Raw genomic sequence first — 19,297 nt, forward strand, 5'->3', positions numbered from 1 at the left:
AATTGGGAGGCTCTTATGATCCGTAAGGGGAAATAATGAGACACTACGAAGTTGTGTTTATGGTTCATCCGGACCAGAGTGACCAGGTTTCCGGAATGATCGAGCGTTATCGCTCACTGATTGAGGCCGATGGCGGCCAGGTCCACCGTCTGGAGGACTGGGGTCGTCGTCAGTTGGCCTATCCTATTCAAAAGCTGCACAAAGCCCACTATGTGCTGATGAACATCGAATGCAGCGCTGCGGTTCTGGAAGAACTGGAAAGCGTGTTCCGCTATAACGATGCCATCCTGCGTAACATGATCATCAAATGCGACAAAGCTATCACCGAGCCCTCTCCGCTGGTGAAGTCCCAGGATGATCGTGATGATGCACCCAGATCCTCCGCTGATGACACCGACAATGCAGAAGATGCAGATAACGACAGCGGTAGTGATGAGACTGAGGCTGCTGCTTCAGCCTGATCGGGCGCTTGATTGCGGATTTTGCCGGCTAACTGCCAAGCAGAGATTGCCGGCGCAAATGAATTGAATAGAGAGAAAGATATGTCACGTTTTTTCCGTCGCAGAAGATACTGCCGTTTTACCGCCGAAGGGATTACCGAGATCGATTACAAGGATCTCAACCTGTTGAAGGCCTATGTCAGTGAAACCGGCAAGATTGTACCCAGCCGTATTACCGGTACCAAAGCCAAATATCAGCGCCAACTGGCTACCGCCATCAAGCGCGCGCGTTATCTGGCACTGTTACCTTACACTGACAGCCACTGAGGCTGTCGGTCGCCGCGTTCATGATTCAAGTGGATTACGAACGGGCACTGCTTGAAATTGCCGGATTGGAATAGATGCGGTTTATAGCATCTTTCGTGATGCGGGGCCTGACACAGGCGGTGATGTCGACCATCCTGTTGGCGGCCCTGTCGCTGGTTATTCCTCCGGCAAGTATGCTCAGTTCTGCCGTAGTCGCTCTGGTGACGTTACGGCAGGGGGCATCTGCCGGCGCCCTGATATTCGGGGTTGCCACAGTTGTCAGTGGGGGGATTGCGCTGCTCTCCCTGGGTAGCATCAGCCTGGCGATTGGGTTTCTGGTTCTGTTGTGGATACCTGCCTGGTTGCTGGCCGTGCTGCTCAGATCGAGTCGCTCGTTGTCTCTGACAGTGGTTGGCGGAATGGTGCTGGGTTTTGTGATGCTCGGCAGCCAGTTTATGGAGTCCGCTGACCCCGCTGCTGATTGGCAGCGATTACTGTCTCCCTTCGTGGAGTCATTAGTCGATGCGCAACTGGTGGAGCCGGGCCAGCAGGCGTCTCTGGTCACAACAATGGCCGGTTGGATGCCGGGGATAATCGCCGCAGGTTTTTTCCTGCAGATGGTTGTCTCGCTGCTGCTGGCACGCTGGTGGCAGGCGACGCTGTATAACCCGGGCGGTTTCCGTGCCGAGTTTCATCAGCTGCGCTTGCCCAGGGCGCTCTCGGTTGTCTTGTTGCTCGTGGCGCTTCCACTGCTTTTGCAGGGGGTGGGGCGGGTAACGCTGCTGGAGCATGCGGTGGTGCTGTTGGTGGTTGCCTGGTTTATCCACGGCCTTGCACTGGTGCATGGGCTGGTCGGCAAGTTAGGTTCAAGCAGTGGTTGGTTGATTGGTACCTATCTGCTGCTGTTATTTGCGTTGCCACACATGATGATTGCGTTGGCAATGGCTGGAATAGCAGACGCATGGTTTGATTTTAGGGCCCGTCTTGGCCCCCGTAGCCCGGGAAAGGCGAGCTGAAGATTTAATACCTGATTACAGGGGAAATAACGATGGAAGTTATTCTGTTAGAGAAAGTAGACAACCTGGGTGGTTTGGGAGACAAGGTCAATGTGAAGTCCGGTTACGGCCGTAACTTCCTGATCCCCACCGGCAAGGCCGTTACCGCCACCAAGAGCAATGTGGCCGAGTTTGAAGCACGTCGTGCCGAACTGGAGAAGCAGGCGGCTGAAGCACTGGCCAAAGCAGAGGCCCGTAAAGTCAAGTTGGAGTCACTGACTGTTACCATTGAGCGCAAGGCGGGTGATGAAGGTCGTCTGTTTGGTTCTGTCGGTACGGCGGACATCGCCGAAGCGGTAGTGGCTGCCGGCGGTGAACTGGAGAAACGGGAAGTCCGTCTGCCGGATGGCCCGTTCCATGCCACAGGCGAGTTCGATGTCCAGGTTCATCTGCACACCGATGTGGATGCCACCCTCAAACTGGTGATCAAGCCTGAAGAAGTCGCCTGATCCCGCTTTCAGGTGATAGCATAACGCCGGGGTCGATGTATGTATCGACCCCGGCGTTTTTTGTTCAGGGATCCACCGGTTCCATTGCTCTTCCCGATGTTACTGACTGGAAAGGTCACTGAACAATTTCAGATAGCCACGTTTTGCCGTATCCTTTGAATTTATTGCACCCGGAACGTCAGCCAAGCATGCAAAAACCTGTTTTTCCATCTGATATGCCCGATGAGGGCGGCAAGACCGAACAACTGCGGGTACCTCCGCACTCGATCCAGGCGGAACAGTCCGTACTGGGCGGTCTGATGCTGGATAATCAAGCCTGGGACAATGTGGCCGACCGGGTTGCGGAAGGGGATTTCTATCGCCGGGAACACCAGTTGATCTTCCGGGCTATTGAGGTGTTGGCTGATCAGCAACGGCCATTCGATGTGATTACGCTCTCTGAAGAGTTGGGGCGCCACGGCCAGCTGGAGAGCGCCGGCGGGCTTGCTTACCTGGGGCGACTGGCCAAGGATACCCCCAGTGCCGCCAATATCCGTGCCTATGCGGATATCGTGCGCGAGCGTTCAGTCATGCGCCAGCTTATCCATGTCGGCAACGAGATCGCCGATAGCGGGTTTCACCCCGATGGCCGGGATAGTTCGGAATTGCTGGACGCTGCCGAGAGCCGGGTGTTCGAAATCGCTGAGAAAGGCGCTAAGGGCAAGGGCGGTTTTGAGGGGATCAAATCACTGCTGACCAAGGCGGTGGATAAGATCGAGACACTGTTTTCCCAGGATCAACCGATCACCGGACTCAGTACCGGTTTCGCCGACCTGGATAAAATGACCTCTGGCCTGCAGCCGGCTGACCTGGTGATCGTCGCGGGGCGACCCTCGATGGGTAAGACCACCTTTGCCATGAACGTGGCGGAGAATGTGGCCCTGTTGAGCGGTAAACCGGTGGCTGTTTTCAGTATGGAGATGCCGGGCGAAGCGCTGGCTATGCGCATGATGTCCTCCCTGGGGCGTATCAACCAGACCCGGGTGCGTACCGGCAAGCTGGACGATGATGAGTGGCCCCGGCTCACCTCGGCAGTAAGCATGCTGGCGGAGACCAAGTTCTATATTGATGACACCCCGGCCCTGAGTCCTCTGGAAGTTCGGGCCCGAGCCCGTCGTCTGATGCGTGAGCATGGAGAACTGGGGCTGATCATGCTGGATTATCTACAGCTGATGCAGGTGCCGGGTATGGGTGACAATCGAACCAATGAGATCTCCACCATCTCCCGTTCCTTGAAGGCGCTGGCAAAAGAGCTCGACGTGCCGGTGATCGCGCTCTCCCAGCTCAACCGAAGTCTGGAGCAGCGCACCAACAAACGTCCCATTATGTCCGATCTGCGTGAGTCCGGTGCTATTGAGCAGGATGCGGATCTGGTGCTCTTTATCTACCGCGATGAGGTCTACCATGAGGACAGCCCGGACAAGGGTATTGCGGAGATTATTATCGGCAAGCAGCGAAACGGGCCGATCGGAACAGTTCGCCTTACGTTCCTCGGTGAATACACCAAGTTTGAAAACTTTGCCAACGATGTTTATGGAGACTCCGGTTACTGATGGGACCCACTGCACGCATCGACTTTGCTGCTCTCAGGCATAACCTGAAACGGGTGCGGGAGCTGGCCCCGAACAGCCGTGTTTTTGCCGTTATCAAGGCCAATGCCTATGGCCATGGCGTAATGCGGGTGGCGCCCTACCTGAGGGATGCGGACGGTCTCGCGGTGGCGCGGGTCGATGAAGCAATCCGGCTTCGCCAGAACGGGATGGATCAACCCCTATTGGTGCTGGAGGGCTTTTTTGGTGCTGAAGAGCTGGATGCAGCGGCAACATATGGACTCCAGGTGGCGGTCCACCAGCCGGAACAGCTGGCGTTATTACGTCAGCGTCAACTGGCAGAACCCCTGGTCTGCTGGCTGAAATTGGACAGCGGTATGCATCGGCTCGGTTTTCAGCCGGCTGCTGTGACCGCGGCCTGGCAGGCGCTGCAGGAGATCCCCTCCGTTGCCGACGAAGTGCGGCTGATGACCCACCTCTCCTCGGCCGATGATCTGGATGATCAAACCACCCTGGCCCAGATCGCAACATTGCGGCGCTTCGCTGATCAGTTCGGCTGCGCCTGTTCCATTGCCAACTCCGCCGGCATTATCAGTTGGCCGAGCGCCAGATCCGATTGGATCAGACCCGGCATCATGCTCTACGGAGCTTCCCCCATGGCGGGACAGACCGGGGAACAGATCGATCTGAAGCCGGTTATGACCCTGCATAGCGAGTTGATAGCAGTTAATCATTTTGCCAAGGGAAGCCCGGTGGGTTATAGCGGTATCTGGACCTGTCCGGAAGATATGCCGGTCGGTGTAGTGGCGACCGGTTATGGTGACGGTTATCCCCGACATGCCCCATCCGGTACCCCGGTGCTGCTAAATGGTCGCAGGGTGCCGCTCATCGGCCGGGTCTCAATGGATATGCTGACAGTGGATCTGCGCAGTCAGCCCACCGCCCGTCCGGGTGATCCGGTTACGCTTTGGGGGGCTGGTTTACCGGCAGAGGAGGTGGCGGCCTCGTCCGGTACCATCGCCTACGAACTGTTCTGTGGCGTGACCCAGCGGGTGCCGTTTGAGGAGATTAATGGATAGGGTTAACCCATGGCCGGTATAGGCAGCAAGCGAGGCGGAAAATCGATCTATATCTGCGCTGATTGCGGCGGACAGTTCCAGAAATGGGCCGGGCAATGTCCCGATTGCAAGGGCTGGAATACCCTGCAGGAGTCGGTGGCCGCTGCGGTCTCTTCCCCTAACTCCCGTTTTGCCGGCTATGCGGGTGATGCCAACCAGAACCAGATCCGCAATCTGGCCGATGTGTCGCCGGAACAGCGCAGTGGCGAGCCCACCGGCCTGGCGGAACTGGATCGGGTGCTGGGTGGTGGCCTGGTGGATGGATCGGTAATCCTGATTGGGGGTGATCCGGGTATTGGAAAATCGACCCTGTTGCTGCAGAGCCTGGCCCAACTCTCGGTGCGGCTCAAGACTCTCTACATCAGTGGCGAGGAGTCTCCTGAACAGATCAGTCTGCGAGCGCTGCGACTGGGTCTGGAGGGTGACCAGCTGCGCTTGCTGGCCGAGACCGGCGTGGAACGGATAATCGCCCTGGCCCGGCAGGAGAATCCCGCCGTGATGGTGGTGGATTCGATCCAGACACTCTATACCGAACAGCTGCAGTCGGCGCCCGGATCAGTCGCCCAGGTCAGGGAGTCGGCGGCACAACTGGTCCGCTTTGCCAAGCAGACCGGAACCACGGTGTTCCTGGTTGGTCATGTCACCAAGGAGGGCGCCCTGGCCGGCCCCCGGGTGCTGGAGCATATGGTGGACACGGTGCTCTATTTTGAGGGGGAGTCCGGCAGCCAGTTTCGTCTTATCCGTACCATCAAGAATCGTTTCGGCGCGGTCAATGAACTGGGCGTCTTCGCCATGACAGACCGGGGACTGCGGGAGGTGAGCAATCCCTCTGCCATTTTCCTGTCCCGGCATGGGGAGGCGGTTCCGGGTAGCGTGATCCTGGTGACCCGGGAGGGCAGCCGGCCCTTGCTGGTGGAGGTACAGGCCCTGGTGGATGAGAGCCCATTGGCTAATCCACGTCGTGTCACCCTTGGGCTGGAGCAGAATCGGCTCTCCATGCTGCTGGCGGTGCTCCATCGGCATACCGGTATCGCCATGTTTGACCAGGATGTTTATGTCAATGTGGTCGGTGGTGTGCGAATTACCGAGACGGCCTCCGATCTGCCGCTGTTACTTTCGGTGCTCTCCAGTTTTCGGGATCGGGTGGTGCCCCGGGAACTGGTGGCTTTTGGTGAAGTGGGGCTCGCGGGGGAAATTCGACCGGTACCCAACGGTTTGGAACGCTTGCGGGAGGCTGCCAAACACGGCTTCACCCGGGCCATCGTACCCCGTGCCAATGCACCAAAAAAACCGATAGACGGGATAGAGGTCTCTGCTGTTGACCGGCTGTCCGATGTGCTGGATCTCTATTAAATGCACTGTGCCGGCGCTGTTGGGCTGGTAGTGGCATCGCTATAGCGCCGTTTATGCAGGTGTTATCCCAGTGCAGAGAGTTCCCGCTCCAACAGTTTACTATCCCCGAGGTTCAGTTCCACCAGACGGCGCAGGTGGGCAATGCTCTCCATGTCGATGTGCACACAGCGCAGGCCCAGTCGCCCGCCTTCCAGGTGAGTGAGCTGCGCTTCCATGTCGATAAAGAACTCTTCGCCAAGACGGATATTGAGAAAGACCGTATCGCCGGATTGAACATCAACTTGATCGGTGGTCTCCAGCAGCGCTCCGTTAAGGGAGATATCAACCAACTTGCTGCAGAACAGCTTGTTGTTGTGGGAGATGGTCACTGGTGCATCGAAAAGAATCCGCTGGAAGTTGCGACGTTCATTTTTATCCGCGCTGGTCATGGAAAAAACTCCCCTCGCTGGTTGGATTGTTCTGCTGGTTTACTAACTATATAGCAGCAGACTGTTCGATCTGTTCGTGGAAACGCATTTTTATCTCACCCATCTGAATCTCATCGCCCTCGTGGAGTTGAACGCATCGATTGGCTATGGACTGTTTATTGACCAGGGGAGGCTCATCGCCTTCCAGATGGGATATATAGTAGCCGTCGTTGCGGTGGGCGATGACCGCACACTCGTTGCCGGTCAGGCCCAGTCGTGTAAGTCCCCGTTGTAGTGGAATTATCTTTCCCAGGTGCCCACCGTTCAGAATCTGGATGGTGCCGCTGGGTAAGGTGTTGAGATTATTCAGTAACTGATCAAAGGCGGTGTTTGCCGAATCATGCTGTCGCGGGGCTGGCTTGAGCGAATGGACGTTTGTCTTCAGGGTGGGACGGTTCAATTCCATGCTGTTTTCCGAAAAGAAGAGCTCATGTTTGCCAATCTGGATAACGTCCCCATGGGATAACGGGGTAGGGCTGGTGATCATTCTATGATTTACCAGCACCTTGTTATCCCTGATCGGCGTGATCCGGCACCGGTTCTCCCTTAAGGTGATCAACGCATGACGCTCGGCAATCGCCAGACTTTCTATATGGATATCCGCATCGGCGGCTCGTCCGATGGTGGCAGATGTTTCACCAAGATTGTGTAATCCGATGAAACGCCCTTTAAAGCATAAAGTTAACTTCGGCATGACAGTGATGGCTGCTTAGATTATCAATATTCAGGGAAAACTATCCATTTGGCCCCTTATTTAGCGGCCGGTGTCGCCAGGACTGTAATTGGTAACGTGAAATCGGTCACCATAGTAGCATGTCGAGCCGGTGGGAAGAGGGCCGTCGTGTCGAAAAAACAGGAGCTATATTCTCATTGTCCGGTGGTGCAACGCAACTGCTGTGCTGATTTGTCAGGTTTCCTGCGGATACTTATTGGGTTGAATGCGTACCATGCGCACCATGTTGTCCTTGATCTGCAGGATCTCCACCGGATAACCGGCCAGGAGCAGGCTGGTGCCCGGTTCCGGTATGGTCTCCATGTACTCGATAATCAAACCGCTGATGGTACGGGGACCATCCAGCGGCAGTTCCCAGTGATAGGTTCGCACCAGCTCCTTGATATTGGCGCTGCCCGAGACCAGGAAGCTACCATCCTCCTGCGGCTGAACCTCCTGCACGCTGTCCGCCGGATCGGTACTGAACTCACCGACTATCTCCTCCAGCAGATCCACCAGCGTGACCAGACCCAGCAGATCACCGTACTCATCCACGACCATGCCAATACGCTGTTTTTTACGCTGGAAATTGATCAGTTGCCGATTCAGCGGTGTGCCTTCCGGGATGAAGTAGGGTGGATCGCAGATCTCCCGGATTACCTCATGGGTCAGCCGCCCATGGGTCAGTGCGTGCATGGCCTTCCTGACATGGATAGTACCGACGATATTATCAATGCTGCCATCAAAGACCGGCAGGCGGGTATAGGCGCTGTCCTGCAGCAGTTTGATGGTCTCCTCAATGGGGTCTTCCAGGTCAATACCGTCCACTTCGTTGCGGGGAATCATGATGTCTTCCACCGCCAGCTTCTCCAGGTCAAGAATGCTGAGCAGCATTTTCTGGTGCCGCTTGGGTATCATGGCCCCTGCCTCGATGACGACTGTTCTGAGTTCTTCCTTGCTGAGTACCTGGTCATCCATATCTTCCGGCGAGACATTGAGCAGTCGAAGAATCATGTTGGCGATACTGTTCACCACCCAGACCACGGGATAGAGCAGCCGCAGCAGTGGGGTGTAGACAAAAGCAGCGGGGAACGCCAGTCGTTCGGGTTTCAGGGCGGCCAGGGTTTTCGGCGCCACTTCCGCGAAGATCAGAATGACCAGGGTCAATAAAAACGCGGCCACCGGGATGGCGCCTTCTCCACCCAGGCGCAGAGCGATCACGGTTGCCAGCGAAGAGGCCATGATATTGACGAAATTGTTCCCCAGCAGGATCAGGCCGATCAGTCGGTCCGGTCGTTCCAGCAGCCTGCTGGCGCGCACGGCGCCTTGATGTCCCACCTTGGAGAGGTGGCGCAGGCGATAACGGTTGAGTGTCATGAGGGCCGTTTCTGATCCGGAAAAAAACGCCGACAACAGAATCAGGAAGATGAGTATGCCGAACAGCACACCAATTGAGATGTCGCTCAAAGAAACTGCCTTCTATAGTATAAAGTGAGTAACATTTCTAAGCTGCCTGTTTAGTGATGTCAAGCCGGCACATCCGGTGTGATGTGTGGCGGAGCATCAGAAAGGCAACGCGGCGATGGATTCAGATACGGTAGGTAGGAGGCAGAATGCCCGGTCAGCAGGATGAACACAGCGCCAGAGGGGTCTCGTTCACTGGCGATATGCGACTTCGTTGGGAGGCGCGCAGTGCGGACAATAGCCTGGGTCTGTTGGAGATCGGGGAGAAAAATGCCCGATTGCTGAGAGCGGTGCTGGTCTCCCAGGAGATCCACAGTGAGCCGGGTGATGAGACCGGCGATCGCGGTGCTGTTGAATTGGCCCGGGTCGACGCCAAGCTTGATCTGTTGCTGGACATGGTGTCCCAACTGTTACGCCGTGAGCGGCCGAATATGATCGAGACGACAGTGACGCTCTGGCTGACAGGGGCCGCATGGAGCTGTCAGGCGGAAGTTGTGCCGGCGGTGGGGGAGCCGCTCTGGCTGGAGCTGTATGTTGATGCCCGTCTGGCCCAGCCACTGCATCTGCCGGTGGTGGTAACTGCTGTTACCGGTCGTGGCAAGGAGTCAGAGATCTCGGTTTCGTTTGATGCGCTGGAAGAATCCCTGGAGGATCTGCTTGGGAAACTGATCTTCCGCCAGCATCGCCGCATGATTGCCCAGCAAAAAGCAGAAATGAGATCGGAAAACAGTTAGAAGAAAAATTCTAATATAGTTAGTAAATACAATAACTAATAGTAATTACCTTAAATAATAATTAGAATGTGATCCTAGCCGTTTGTGTTAACAAAAATATTTATTGGGTACTTTTATGCAATGTCAGGGGATTGAGGGGCGACAATATTTTGACAATAACCCCCCAAGCTGGTTAACTCATTGCATCATTAGGTTTTTATCTAAACCGGATAGTTTAAATAGAGGCCAGGGATATTGGCAATGAAAGGAAAACTGATAGAGGCCCTCGAGATGTTGCATAACGGTTGTGTGCTGCTGGTGGATAGCGAACCGGAGCGAATCGCTTACCTTCGTACCCTGTTTGATTTTATCGATTATGAGTTTGAAGCGGCTGGTGATGCGCAGGGATTGAAACAGCGGCTGATAGAACGGAGCAAGGATAAATGTACTTCGGTATTGCTCGGGCCTGACTATCCGGCTGACGAAAGGAAGCGTCTAGTAGAGATCATCAAGAGCGAGGCCAGTGATGTCGCCATCCTTCTGTTGCGTGAAAAGGATAAGGGAATTCCAGATGGTGAGATGGAACCGCCCTGTATCGGCACGCTTTCCATTCCCACTCAATATGAAGCGTTGATCGGCCTTTTGTATAAGGCGCAGCTGTTCCAGGAGAGTTGCCAGAATAAAACCAGCGGCCACCGGCCGCTGGAGTTGTTCAGGAGCCTGTCTGGTAACAGCCGGGCAACCCGGCAGATCAATAAAATGATCGAGCAGGTAGCCGATACCGAAGCGACGGTGTTGATTCTCGGTGAGTCGGGAACCGGTAAAGAGGTTGTCGCGCGGAAGCTGCACTACAACTCTTCACGACGGGGAAAACCATTTGTTCCGGTGAATTGTGGCGCCATACCGGCTGATCTGCTGGAGAGTGAGCTGTTTGGTCACGAGAAGGGCGCCTTTACCGGCGCCATCAGCGCCCGGCAGGGTCGGTTCGAGATGGCCGATGGCGGCACCCTGTTCCTGGATGAGATCGGTGATATGAGCATGCCCATGCAGGTAAAACTGCTGCGGGTATTGCAGGAGCGCTCCTTCGAGCGGGTCGGTAGCAATAAGACCATACAATGCAACGTCCGGATTATTGCCGCCACTCACCGTAACCTGGAAGAGGCGATCAAAGAGGACCGTTTCCGGGAAGATCTCTACTATCGACTGAACGTATTTCCGATCGAAATGCCGCCATTGCGTGAGCGGCGTGATGACATCCCGGTACTGGTCAATGACCTGATTGCCCGGATTGAAAAGGAGAAGCGCGGTTCGGTACGCCTGACTCCAGCGGCGGTGATGGCGCTGACCCAGTTCAACTGGCCAGGGAATGTGCGGGAGCTGGCCAACCTTATTGAGCGTCTGGCAATCCTGTATCCCTACGGCATCGTGGATGTGAAGGATCTTCCGGAGAAGTTCCGGGTCGGTATGAGTATTACGGAATCGGTGAGCGAACTTCCCGAAGTGACGATATCGGGAGAACAGCCCGGTATTGTGGAAAGTGTTCCACGACTCCCCAATGAAGGCATCGATCTCAAGTCCCACCTGAGTAATATGGAACTGAGCCTTATACGCCAGGCACTGGATGAGTGTGATGGCGTTGTGGCCCATGCGGCAAAACGGCTCAATATGCGTAGAACGACACTGGTTGAGAAACTGCGCAAATATGGCCTTCAACGCACCCAGGAAGCGACAAATATTTGACTAGAGTCTTTCTGTTAAATATAACTCACTGAATAATAAGAAAATAAAAAATTGGCATGTTATTTGTTAGTTGACGATAGAGCGTGGAGTTTTCTCCACAAGCGTCAAATAACGGTACATGCTAATGGCAGAACATAAGATTGCCCAACGGGAACAACTCGAAGATGCCTTCCAGGTTTTTAACCAGGTGTCCGGGCAGTTGGTTGACTCTTATCAGCAGTTACAGCAACAGGTTGCCCGTCTGACCCGGGAGTTGTCCGAGGCGCGCAGTGAGCGGCTGTTGCAACTGGCTGAGAAGGAGTCGCTGGCCAATCGACTGGTTCACCTGCTGGAGACTTTACCGGCCGCTGTCGTGGTGCTGGATGGCGCCGGACTGGTGAAACAGATAAATACCGCCGCTCGCGACATATTGCCCGGTATTGATCTGAACAGTGACTGGCAGCAGATCGAGCGGTTGCATATTGTGCCGGGGCAAAAGGGGGATGAGCAACAACTCGTCTCGGGGCGGCTGGTCTCATTGACCCGGCGTTCACTGGCCCCTGAGCCCGGCACTATTCTACTGCTTCTGGATGTGACTGAGACGCGACAGTTGCAGGAGCGGATGGCGCGCCGGCAACGGCTCAGCGTCATGGGTGAGATGGCCGCCCAACTGGCTCATCAGATCCGCACACCGCTCAGTTCGGCACTGCTCTATACCTCCCATCTTTCACGTGATGATCTCAGCCCGCAGCAGCGGGAGAAGTTTTCCACCCGTTGCCTTGAACGCCTCCACCATATGGAGAGCCAGGTCAACGACATGCTCAGTTTTGCCCGCGGAGGCCAGTTTGAACGGACGCCGCTCGTTGTGCGGGAGCTGTTGATGGAACTGGTGGCAAATCTGGAGCCGCTCAGCCGGGAGCACGACGCTGTTGTCAATTACCAGTTTGAAGTCGATGAGACTACCCGGATCGACGGAAATTTCGCTGCCCTGTCGGGTGCCCTGCTGAATGTGGCGCAGAATGCATTTCAGCAGGCTGGTGGGATTGAACTGGGTGTCCAGGCCGGACAGCAATCCGGCGAGCTGTTTATCCGTATCAGTGATAACGGCCCCGGTATCCGCGTTGAAGACCAGGAGCGCATTTTTGATCCTTTCTATACCACCCGCCCGGATGGTACCGGCCTGGGGCTCGCCGTGGTGCAGTCCGTGGTTTTGAGTCACCAGGGCCGGATCAGTGTCAACAGCACGCTGGGTGAGGGTAGCTGTTTTGAAATCTGTTTGCCGCTGTCCATGGCGCATACCAGGGAGCCGGCAGGGGCGCCGGAATGTGACCCGGAGAGTGGCCTTAATGTTGTAAGGAGTCCTGCATGAGTGATGCAACGGTGCTGATTGTTGAAGACGATGCAACGCTGCGTGAGGCGTTGTGTGACACCCTTGAATTATCCGGCTATGGCGTGGTCTCCGCTGTGGATGGGAAAAGTGCGCTTAAGGTACTGGAGTCGAAACCGGTCAGTCTGGTGATCAGCGATGTGCAGATGAAACCGATGGATGGCCATCAGTTGCTGGCCCACATCCGGTCCCGTTTCCCGACCGTGCCGGTACTCATGATGACGGCATTCGGCAATATAGAGAAAGCCGTTACCGCCATGCGTAACGGTGCTGCCGACTATCTGGCCAAACCGTTTGAACCGGCGCTTCTGATTGAGAAGGTGAAAACCTGTATTAAACAGACCCAGCCGGTGGACGAGCAGGTGATCGCTGAAGATATCCGTACCCGTGAACTGCTCAATCTGGCGGGGCGGGTGGCCAGAAGTCAGGCAACTGTCTCCATCGGTGGCGAGAGCGGCACCGGCAAGGAGGTGTTTGCGCGCTATATTCACCGCCAGTCCCTCTGTAGTGACGGCCCGTTCGTGGCGATCAACTGTGCAGCGATACCGGACAACATGCTGGAAGCCATGTTGTTCGGTTATGAGAAAGGGGCCTTCACCGGGGCCTATAGCGCTGCCCCGGGTAAATTCGAGCAGGCCCAGAACGGTACCCTGTTGCTGGATGAGGTCTCCGAGATGAGTTTGCCCCTGCAGGCGAAGCTGTTACGTGTGTTGCAGGAGCGGGAGGTGGAGCGGCTGGGCGGCCGGAAGGTGATCCCGCTCAACGTCAGGATACTGGCGACCACCAACCGGAATTTGCGGGAAGAGGTGGCTGCCGGCCGTTTTCGTGAAGATCTCTTCTATCGTCTGAATGTGTTTCCCCTCCATCTGGCACCGCTGCGGGAGCGGCCACGGGATATTCTGCCGCTGGCCCGTTTCCTGTTACACCGGATCTGTCATTCACAACAGATCGCCGAACCGGTGCTTTCAGAGAAGGCCGAACAGCGGCTGATGGAGCATAGCTGGCCGGGTAATGTCCGGGAGTTGGACAATGTTATGCAGCGGGCGCTGATTCTCTGTGATGGTACTGAGATCACCCCGGATGCCCTCTGTTTCGAAATGGATCTTGCCACCTCACCCCAACCGGCGCCGGCGCCTGTGGCGGCACCCGCCAAAGAGAATCGCGGTCGTCTGAGCGAGGATCTGCGTTCCATGGAAGAGCGCATGATTATCGACGCGCTGCGGGAGGACCGGGGAAGCCGCAAAGAGGTTGCCGAGCGGCTGGGTATCAGTCAGCGCACCCTGCGATACAAGATTGCACGTCTTCGGGAAGCGGGTGTGGCCATTCCGGGGTGATATTGGTGTGTTTTCTGCATACCTTAATTTAGTGACAGAGTTTTGACGGGAACGAGAGCATGAGTACGACAACCCAAATTGATCAGATACTGGCCCAGATGCGCACCATGTCAGCCCAGGCCGCTTCTGCCCCCAAGGCAGCAGAGGAACCTGTCGCCAACAGTTTTGGTGATCTGTTGGCGGAATCGATCAGCCAGGTCAATGAAACCCAACAGCATGCCGGGGAGCTGAAAAAGGCGTTCGAACTCGGCACGGAAGATGTCAATCTGGCGGAAGTGATGGTGGCCGTGCAGAAGTCCAGCGTCTCATTCGAAGCCATGTTGCAGGTCAGGAACAAGCTGGTGGATGCCTACAAGGAAGTGATGAATATGGCGATTTAAAAAGTATAAAAAACAGAGTGATAAACAGTAATTTTAATGTAGTGAATCAATATGTGGATGGGTAACGACCGTGGCCAATGAAGATAATGCCTTGACACAAGCACTGCCAATGGGCGGATTGGGACAGAACCCGATCATACGCCAGTTGGGGGTGATGATCGGTATCGCGGCCAGCGTGGCGCTCGGGATAGCGGTGGTGCTTTGGTCCCAGACTCCCAACTACAGCATCCTTTACGCCAATATGGCGCCTAAGGATGCGACCGAAGTGGTGGCCGCGCTGGAACAGAATGGTATTCCCTACAAAATTAATGAGGCAACCGGTGCGGTCATGGTTGCCAGCGGCAAGGTCCAGGAGGCGCGGATGAAACTTGCCGGCCAGGGATTGCCGCACAGCAACAGCATGGGCTTTGAAATACTCCAGCAGGAGACCGGTTTTGGTACCAGTCGCGCGCTGGAAGCGGCCCGTTTCCACCGCGCACTGGAAGGCGAGCTGGCCCGCACTATCAGTACCCTGGCGAATATTGAATCGGCACGGGTACATCTGGCCACCCCGAAACAGTCGGTCTTTGTGCGCAATAGAAAAGAGCCCAGCGCCTCCGTGGTATTAAAACTCTATTCCGGTAGGGCGCTGGACAAGGGCCAGGTGGCGGCTATTGTGCATCTGGTGGCATCCAGTGTGCCCGAGTTGAATGCTGACCGGATCACCGTGGTTGACCATAAGGGCAATTTGCTGAGCGGGGAGATGGATTCCCGTCAGATGATGCTTACCGCCAGCCAGTTCGAATACACCCGGGAGCTGGAGAAGCACTACCAGCAGCGGGTGGAAGAGATACTCTCTCCCATTCTGGGGGCTGACAAGGTGCGGGCGCAGGTCAGTGCCGATGTCGACTTTACCGTGACCGAGCAGACCTCAGAGCGCTTCAATCCGGATCTGCCGGCCCTGCGCAGTGAGCAGGTTAATGAGCAGTCCAGCCGGCTCTCTGCCGTGCAGGGTGTACCGGGGGCGCTGAGTAATCAGCCGCCGGCAGCCGGAACTGCACCCGAAGTGGCCACACCGCCTGAAGAGGGTGAAGCGGCGGCTCCGACCCCCCTGAACAGTACCAAACGGGCCGTCCGGAACTATGAGCTGGACAAGACGATCAGCCATACCCGGTTAGCCAGCAACAAGCTGCGCCGGCTATCGGTGGCGGTGGTTGTGGATGATCAGGTGGCGATCGCCGAAGATGGTACGGTGACGCGGATAGAACGCACCCCCGAAGAGATCAGCCGCATTACCCGATTGGTTAAGGAAGCGATCGGTTTCAATACCCAGCGGGGCGATAGTGTGGAGGTGATAAACTCCGCCTTCATGCAGCCTGTAGCGCCAGAGCCGTTGCCTGAACTGGCGATCTGGGAAGAGCCCTGGGTCTGGGATTTGTCCAAACAGCTGGGTGGCCTGATACTGGTATTGGTTCTGATCTTCTTTGTGCTGCGCCCGGCCATGAAGAAACTGACTGCACCACCCACTCTGCATCAGGTGGCCACACCGGAAGGGATCACTAGCGACGGCGCCCCTGACGCTGCTGAATCGGCTGCATCACTGGATTCTTCGGACGAGGCCATGCGCTTGCCTGGGCCAGAGAAATATGAGAACACGCTGGAAGCAGCACGCCAGATGGTTCAAGATGATCCCAAGCGGGTAGCGCAGGTAATCAGGAGTTGGGTGGCAGAAGATGCCGGAAGATAGCAACAAAATATCGGGTGTAGAACGCGCTGCAATCCTGATGCTGGCGCTGGGCGAGAAGGATGCCGCCTCGATACTCTCCCATATGGGCCCCAAGGAGGTACAGGAGTTGGGGCTGGCAATGGCCAACATGAGCAATGTCAGCACCGGCAAAATGGAGTCGGTGATGCACTCGTTTGTGGACACCCTGCGTAGTCAGACCTCTCTGGGTGTGGATTCAGACCAGTACATCCGCAACGTATTGAACAACGCCCTGGGCAAGGAGAAAGCGGGTGGCGTAATTGATCGCATTCTGCTGGGCAGGAACAGCAAGGGCCTGGAGCAGTTGAAATGGATGGATCCACGCTCAGTGGCCGAACTGATCCGTCTTGAACATCCGCAGATTATCGCCATCGTGCTCTCTTTTTTGGATTCAGATCAGGCCGCTGCGGTTTTGTCTGAATTTCCCGAGCGTATCCGGCCCGAGATTGTCATGCGTATCGCGACCCTGGATGGTATCCAGCCGGCCGCCCTGCAGGAGCTGGATGAGATTCTCGAGAAGCAGTTTTCCGGCGCCAGCAATGTGAAATCCTCCAGCCTGGGAGGGATCAAGACCGCTGCCAATATTCTCAACCTGATAGAGGGTAGTATCGAAAGCAATATCCTGGAACAGGTGGCCAGTGCCGATCCGGAAGTGGCTCAGGAGATCCAGGACAATATGTTTGTGTTTGAGAACCTGATCGACGTGGATGACCGCGGTATCCAGACCCTGATGCGGGAAGTGGCTTCCGATCAGCTGCTGCTGGCTTTGCGTGGCGCAGACGAGGGGCTCAAGGAGAAGATTTTCAAGAATATGTCGAAACGTGCTGCCGAGATGCTGCAGGACGACCTGGAAGCGGCGCCTCCTGTGCGCTTAAGCGATGTAGAGGCGGCCCAGAAGGAGATTCTGACGGTCGCCCGTCGACTGGCGGATGCCGGAGAGATCATGCTTGGAGGTGGCGGTGGAGAAGAATTCATCTAAAGTCCTTACCGGCAGCGATGCGGGTGAGGCCCAGCAGTGGCTGCCACCCAGCATGGGTGAAAAGGAGGAGAAGAGCGTGGTCAAAATGCGCTCATCCACCACCATGCTGACAGCAGAACAGCTCGAAGAGCTGCAGAAAGAGGCTTACCAGGAGGGTTTTGAACTCGGCAAAAAAGAGGGATTTGCTTTCGGTCACAAGGAGGCGCTGGAACAGGGGCAACAGCGGATCAGCGATTTGATAGGGCAGGTTGAGGCGTTGATGCAGACGCTGGATACTCCGCTCCAGGAACTGGATGAACAGGTCGAGCGGGAACTGGTCGATCTGGTGATCTCCATGGTTCGTCAGCTGGTGCGTCGGGAAATCCGGCTGGAGCCCAGCCACATCATTGGTATTGTGCGGGAATCACTCTCCATACTGCCGGTTTCGTCCCGTAATATCCGGGTACAGCTGAATCCCGAGGACGCCAAACTGGTGCGGGAGATCTATGACATGAATGACCGGGAACAGAGCTGGAAGATTGTTGAAGATCCGGTTCTGGCCCGGGGTGGTTGCCGGATTGTCACCGAAACCTCCCAGATTGATGCCACCCTGGAGTCCCGCATCTCCGCCCTGATAGCCCGTATCATGGGGGGAGAACGGGATGATGATGTCTCCATGACAGACGGCGGGGCGCGATGAGTCTGCCTGATCCGAATCGCACCCCGATCTGGACGGAGCGTCTGCGCCACTGCCAGCAACGGGTCGGCGAAGATCGGGGACTGGTGGTTGAGGGAAAGATTACCCGCATGATCGGACTGACCCTGGAAGCGGTCGGTTGCCGCGCCGCCATCGGCGGACAATGTGATGTGATCAGCAGCAGTGGCGAACACATAGAATCCGAAGTGGTTGGTTTCGCCGGTGAGAGTCTCTACCTGATGCCAACCGGAGATATCCGGGGGCTGGAGCAGGACTCCCGGGTGGTACCCACCGGCAGGGTGTGTGAAGCGGTGGTCGGGGATCATCTGCTTGGCCGGGTACTGGACGGCGCCGGACGACCGCTGGATGGTAAGGGACGCCTGCACGGGGTGGAGCGCCGGCCACTCACCGGTAAGGTCTATAATCCCCTCGCCAGAACGCCTATCCGAAAACCACTCGATGTGGGGGTGCGGGCCATTAACGCTCTGTTGAGCGTCGGTCGCGGACAACGCCTGGGCCTGTTTGCCGGTTCCGGTGTAGGTAAGAGTGTGCTGCTCGGCATGATGACCCGCTACACCGACGCGGATATCACCGTGGTGGGATTGATCGGCGAGCGGGGGCGGGAAGTAAAAGAGTTCGTGGAGAATATCCTGGGCGACGAGGGCATGGCCCGGGCCGTGGTGGTGGCCGTACCGGCCGACAACACGCCGCTTCGGCGTATGCACGGCGCCATGTTGGCCACCAGTATTGCGGAGCATTTTCGTGATCAGGGCAAACATGTGCTGCTCTTGATGGACTCCCTGACCCGTTTTGCCCAGGCCCAGCGGGAGATTGCCCTGGCGATTAATGAGCCGCCGGCAACCAAGGGCTATCCGCCTTCGGTATTTGCCAAGCTGCCGCAACTGGTGGAACGGGCCGGCAATGGTGACCAGGGTGGTGGCTCTATCACGGCTTTTTATACGGTGCTGGCGGAAGGTGATGATCAGAACGATCCGATTGCCGATGCGGCGCGGGCAATACTTGATGGGCATGTCGTACTGTCCAGGCGATTGGCCGAGAGCGGCCACTATCCGGCCATCGATATCGAGGCTTCCATCAGTCGTGCCATGAACGACATCACCGACAAGGAGCACCAGAACGCGGCCCGGGCCTTCAAGCAGCTCTATTCGCTCTATCGTCAGAACCAGGATCTGATCAACGTTGGCGCCTATGAGCGTGGTAGTGATGAGCGTATCGATACCGCGATTGATGCAATGCCGGAGTTGGAAGGGTTTTTGCGTCAGGACATGAATACCCCTGTCTCCCGCGAACAGAGCCTGGAGCAGTTGATGGCACTCTTTACTTGAGAATCGCTCTAAATAGTGCGACCTTAAAAGCAGGCCCGGACTGACCGGGCGGATCGGTGGAGAAAA

19 protein-coding genes are annotated in these 19,297 nt (G+C 56.4%); 16 read left to right on the forward strand and 3 right to left on the reverse strand.

Annotated features, from left to right (window positions below):
• The first annotated feature begins 35 nt into the window (after window positions 1-35).
• From rpsF to radA, 7 genes are all read left to right on the forward strand, one after another.
• Window positions 36-461 carry a 30S ribosomal protein S6 gene (rpsF, locus tag AAY24_RS03250; protein WP_046858469.1) on the forward strand — a complete coding sequence of 142 codons (426 nt, stop codon included), beginning with the start codon at window positions 36-38 and terminating at the stop codon, window positions 459-461.
• 81 nt (window positions 462-542) lie between these two features.
• The gene (gene rpsR, locus AAY24_RS03255; protein WP_029133745.1) at window positions 543-767 is read left to right on the forward strand and encodes a 30S ribosomal protein S18; all 225 of its coding nucleotides are present in this window, start codon (window positions 543-545) and stop codon (window positions 765-767) included.
• 74 nt (window positions 768-841) lie between these two features.
• Entirely contained in the window at window positions 842-1,762 is a 921-nt protein-coding gene (locus AAY24_RS03260) for a YybS family protein (RefSeq protein ID WP_046858470.1), read from the forward strand.
• A gap of 32 nt (window positions 1,763-1,794) precedes the next feature.
• Complete coding sequence (rplI, locus tag AAY24_RS03265; RefSeq protein ID WP_046858471.1) at window positions 1,795-2,250, forward strand: 50S ribosomal protein L9; 456 nt, start codon at window positions 1,795-1,797, stop codon at window positions 2,248-2,250.
• Window positions 2,251-2,438: 188 nt separating this feature from the next.
• Window positions 2,439-3,842, forward strand: a complete 1,404-nt coding sequence (dnaB, locus tag AAY24_RS03270) for a replicative DNA helicase (protein ID WP_082117008.1) — start codon at window positions 2,439-2,441, stop codon at window positions 3,840-3,842.
• Window positions 3,842-4,918 carry an alanine racemase gene (gene alr / locus AAY24_RS03275; protein WP_046858472.1) on the forward strand — a complete coding sequence of 359 codons (1,077 nt, stop codon included), beginning with the start codon at window positions 3,842-3,844 and terminating at the stop codon, window positions 4,916-4,918. The genes dnaB and alr overlap by 1 nt, the downstream gene beginning before the upstream one ends.
• Window positions 4,919-4,927: 9 nt before the next feature.
• Window positions 4,928-6,310 carry a DNA repair protein RadA gene (radA, locus tag AAY24_RS03280; protein WP_046858473.1) on the forward strand — a complete coding sequence of 461 codons (1,383 nt, stop codon included), beginning with the start codon at window positions 4,928-4,930 and terminating at the stop codon, window positions 6,308-6,310.
• Between the two features lie 62 nt (window positions 6,311-6,372).
• On the opposite strand, the gene AAY24_RS03285 is transcribed toward radA, so the two are convergent.
• From AAY24_RS03285 to AAY24_RS03295, 3 genes are all read right to left on the reverse strand, one after another.
• Window positions 6,373-6,738, reverse strand: a complete 366-nt coding sequence (locus AAY24_RS03285; RefSeq protein ID WP_046858474.1) for a PilZ domain-containing protein — start codon at window positions 6,736-6,738, stop codon at window positions 6,373-6,375.
• Between the two features lie 46 nt (window positions 6,739-6,784).
• Window positions 6,785-7,471 carry an FHA domain-containing protein gene (locus tag AAY24_RS03290; protein WP_046858475.1) on the reverse strand — a complete coding sequence of 229 codons (687 nt, stop codon included), beginning with the start codon at window positions 7,469-7,471 and terminating at the stop codon, window positions 6,785-6,787.
• A 213-nt stretch (window positions 7,472-7,684) separates the two neighbouring features.
• The gene (locus tag AAY24_RS03295; protein WP_046858476.1) at window positions 7,685-8,956 is read right to left on the reverse strand and encodes an HlyC/CorC family transporter; all 1,272 of its coding nucleotides are present in this window, start codon (window positions 8,954-8,956) and stop codon (window positions 7,685-7,687) included.
• A gap of 146 nt (window positions 8,957-9,102) precedes the next feature.
• Between AAY24_RS03295 and AAY24_RS03300 the strand changes: the two genes are divergently transcribed.
• The 9 genes from AAY24_RS03300 (at window position 9,103) to fliI (ending at window position 19,231) form a co-directional block, all read left to right on the forward strand.
• On the forward strand, window positions 9,103-9,687 hold the full coding sequence (locus AAY24_RS03300; protein ID WP_046858477.1) for a PilZ domain-containing protein: 585 nt from the start codon (window positions 9,103-9,105) through the stop codon (window positions 9,685-9,687).
• Between the two features lie 240 nt (window positions 9,688-9,927).
• A complete protein-coding gene (locus tag AAY24_RS03305; RefSeq protein ID WP_234422232.1) occupies window positions 9,928-11,406 on the forward strand; it encodes a sigma-54 dependent transcriptional regulator in 1,479 nt (492 codons plus the stop codon).
• A 124-nt stretch (window positions 11,407-11,530) separates the two neighbouring features.
• Window positions 11,531-12,754: a sensor histidine kinase gene (locus AAY24_RS03310; protein ID WP_052761026.1), complete on the forward strand. Its 1,224-nt coding sequence runs from the start codon at window positions 11,531-11,533 to the stop codon at window positions 12,752-12,754.
• On the forward strand, window positions 12,751-14,106 hold the full coding sequence (locus tag AAY24_RS03315) for a sigma-54-dependent transcriptional regulator (protein WP_046858479.1): 1,356 nt from the start codon (window positions 12,751-12,753) through the stop codon (window positions 14,104-14,106). The genes AAY24_RS03310 and AAY24_RS03315 overlap by 4 nt, the downstream gene beginning before the upstream one ends.
• Window positions 14,107-14,165: 59 nt before the next feature.
• Window positions 14,166-14,486, forward strand: coding sequence for a flagellar hook-basal body complex protein FliE (gene fliE / locus AAY24_RS03320; RefSeq protein ID WP_046858480.1), 321 nt, complete (start codon window positions 14,166-14,168; stop codon window positions 14,484-14,486).
• A gap of 91 nt (window positions 14,487-14,577) precedes the next feature.
• Complete coding sequence (gene fliF / locus AAY24_RS03325; RefSeq protein ID WP_234422233.1) at window positions 14,578-16,212, forward strand: flagellar basal-body MS-ring/collar protein FliF; 1,635 nt, start codon at window positions 14,578-14,580, stop codon at window positions 16,210-16,212.
• A complete protein-coding gene (fliG, locus tag AAY24_RS03330; RefSeq protein ID WP_046858482.1) occupies window positions 16,199-17,209 on the forward strand; it encodes a flagellar motor switch protein FliG in 1,011 nt (336 codons plus the stop codon). Before fliF ends, fliG begins: the two co-directional genes overlap by 14 nt.
• Window positions 17,190-17,888: a flagellar assembly protein FliH gene (locus tag AAY24_RS03335; protein ID WP_063370477.1), complete on the forward strand. Its 699-nt coding sequence runs from the start codon at window positions 17,190-17,192 to the stop codon at window positions 17,886-17,888. Before fliG ends, AAY24_RS03335 begins: the two co-directional genes overlap by 20 nt.
• Window positions 17,885-19,231, forward strand: a complete 1,347-nt coding sequence (gene fliI, locus AAY24_RS03340) for a flagellar protein export ATPase FliI (protein ID WP_046858483.1) — start codon at window positions 17,885-17,887, stop codon at window positions 19,229-19,231. Before AAY24_RS03335 ends, fliI begins: the two co-directional genes overlap by 4 nt.
• The last annotated feature ends 66 nt before the right edge of the window (window positions 19,232-19,297 follow it).

It is taken from the genome of Sedimenticola thiotaurini, assembly GCF_001007875.1.
Classification (GTDB): Bacteria; Pseudomonadota; Gammaproteobacteria; order Chromatiales; family Chromatiaceae; genus Sedimenticola; species Sedimenticola thiotaurini.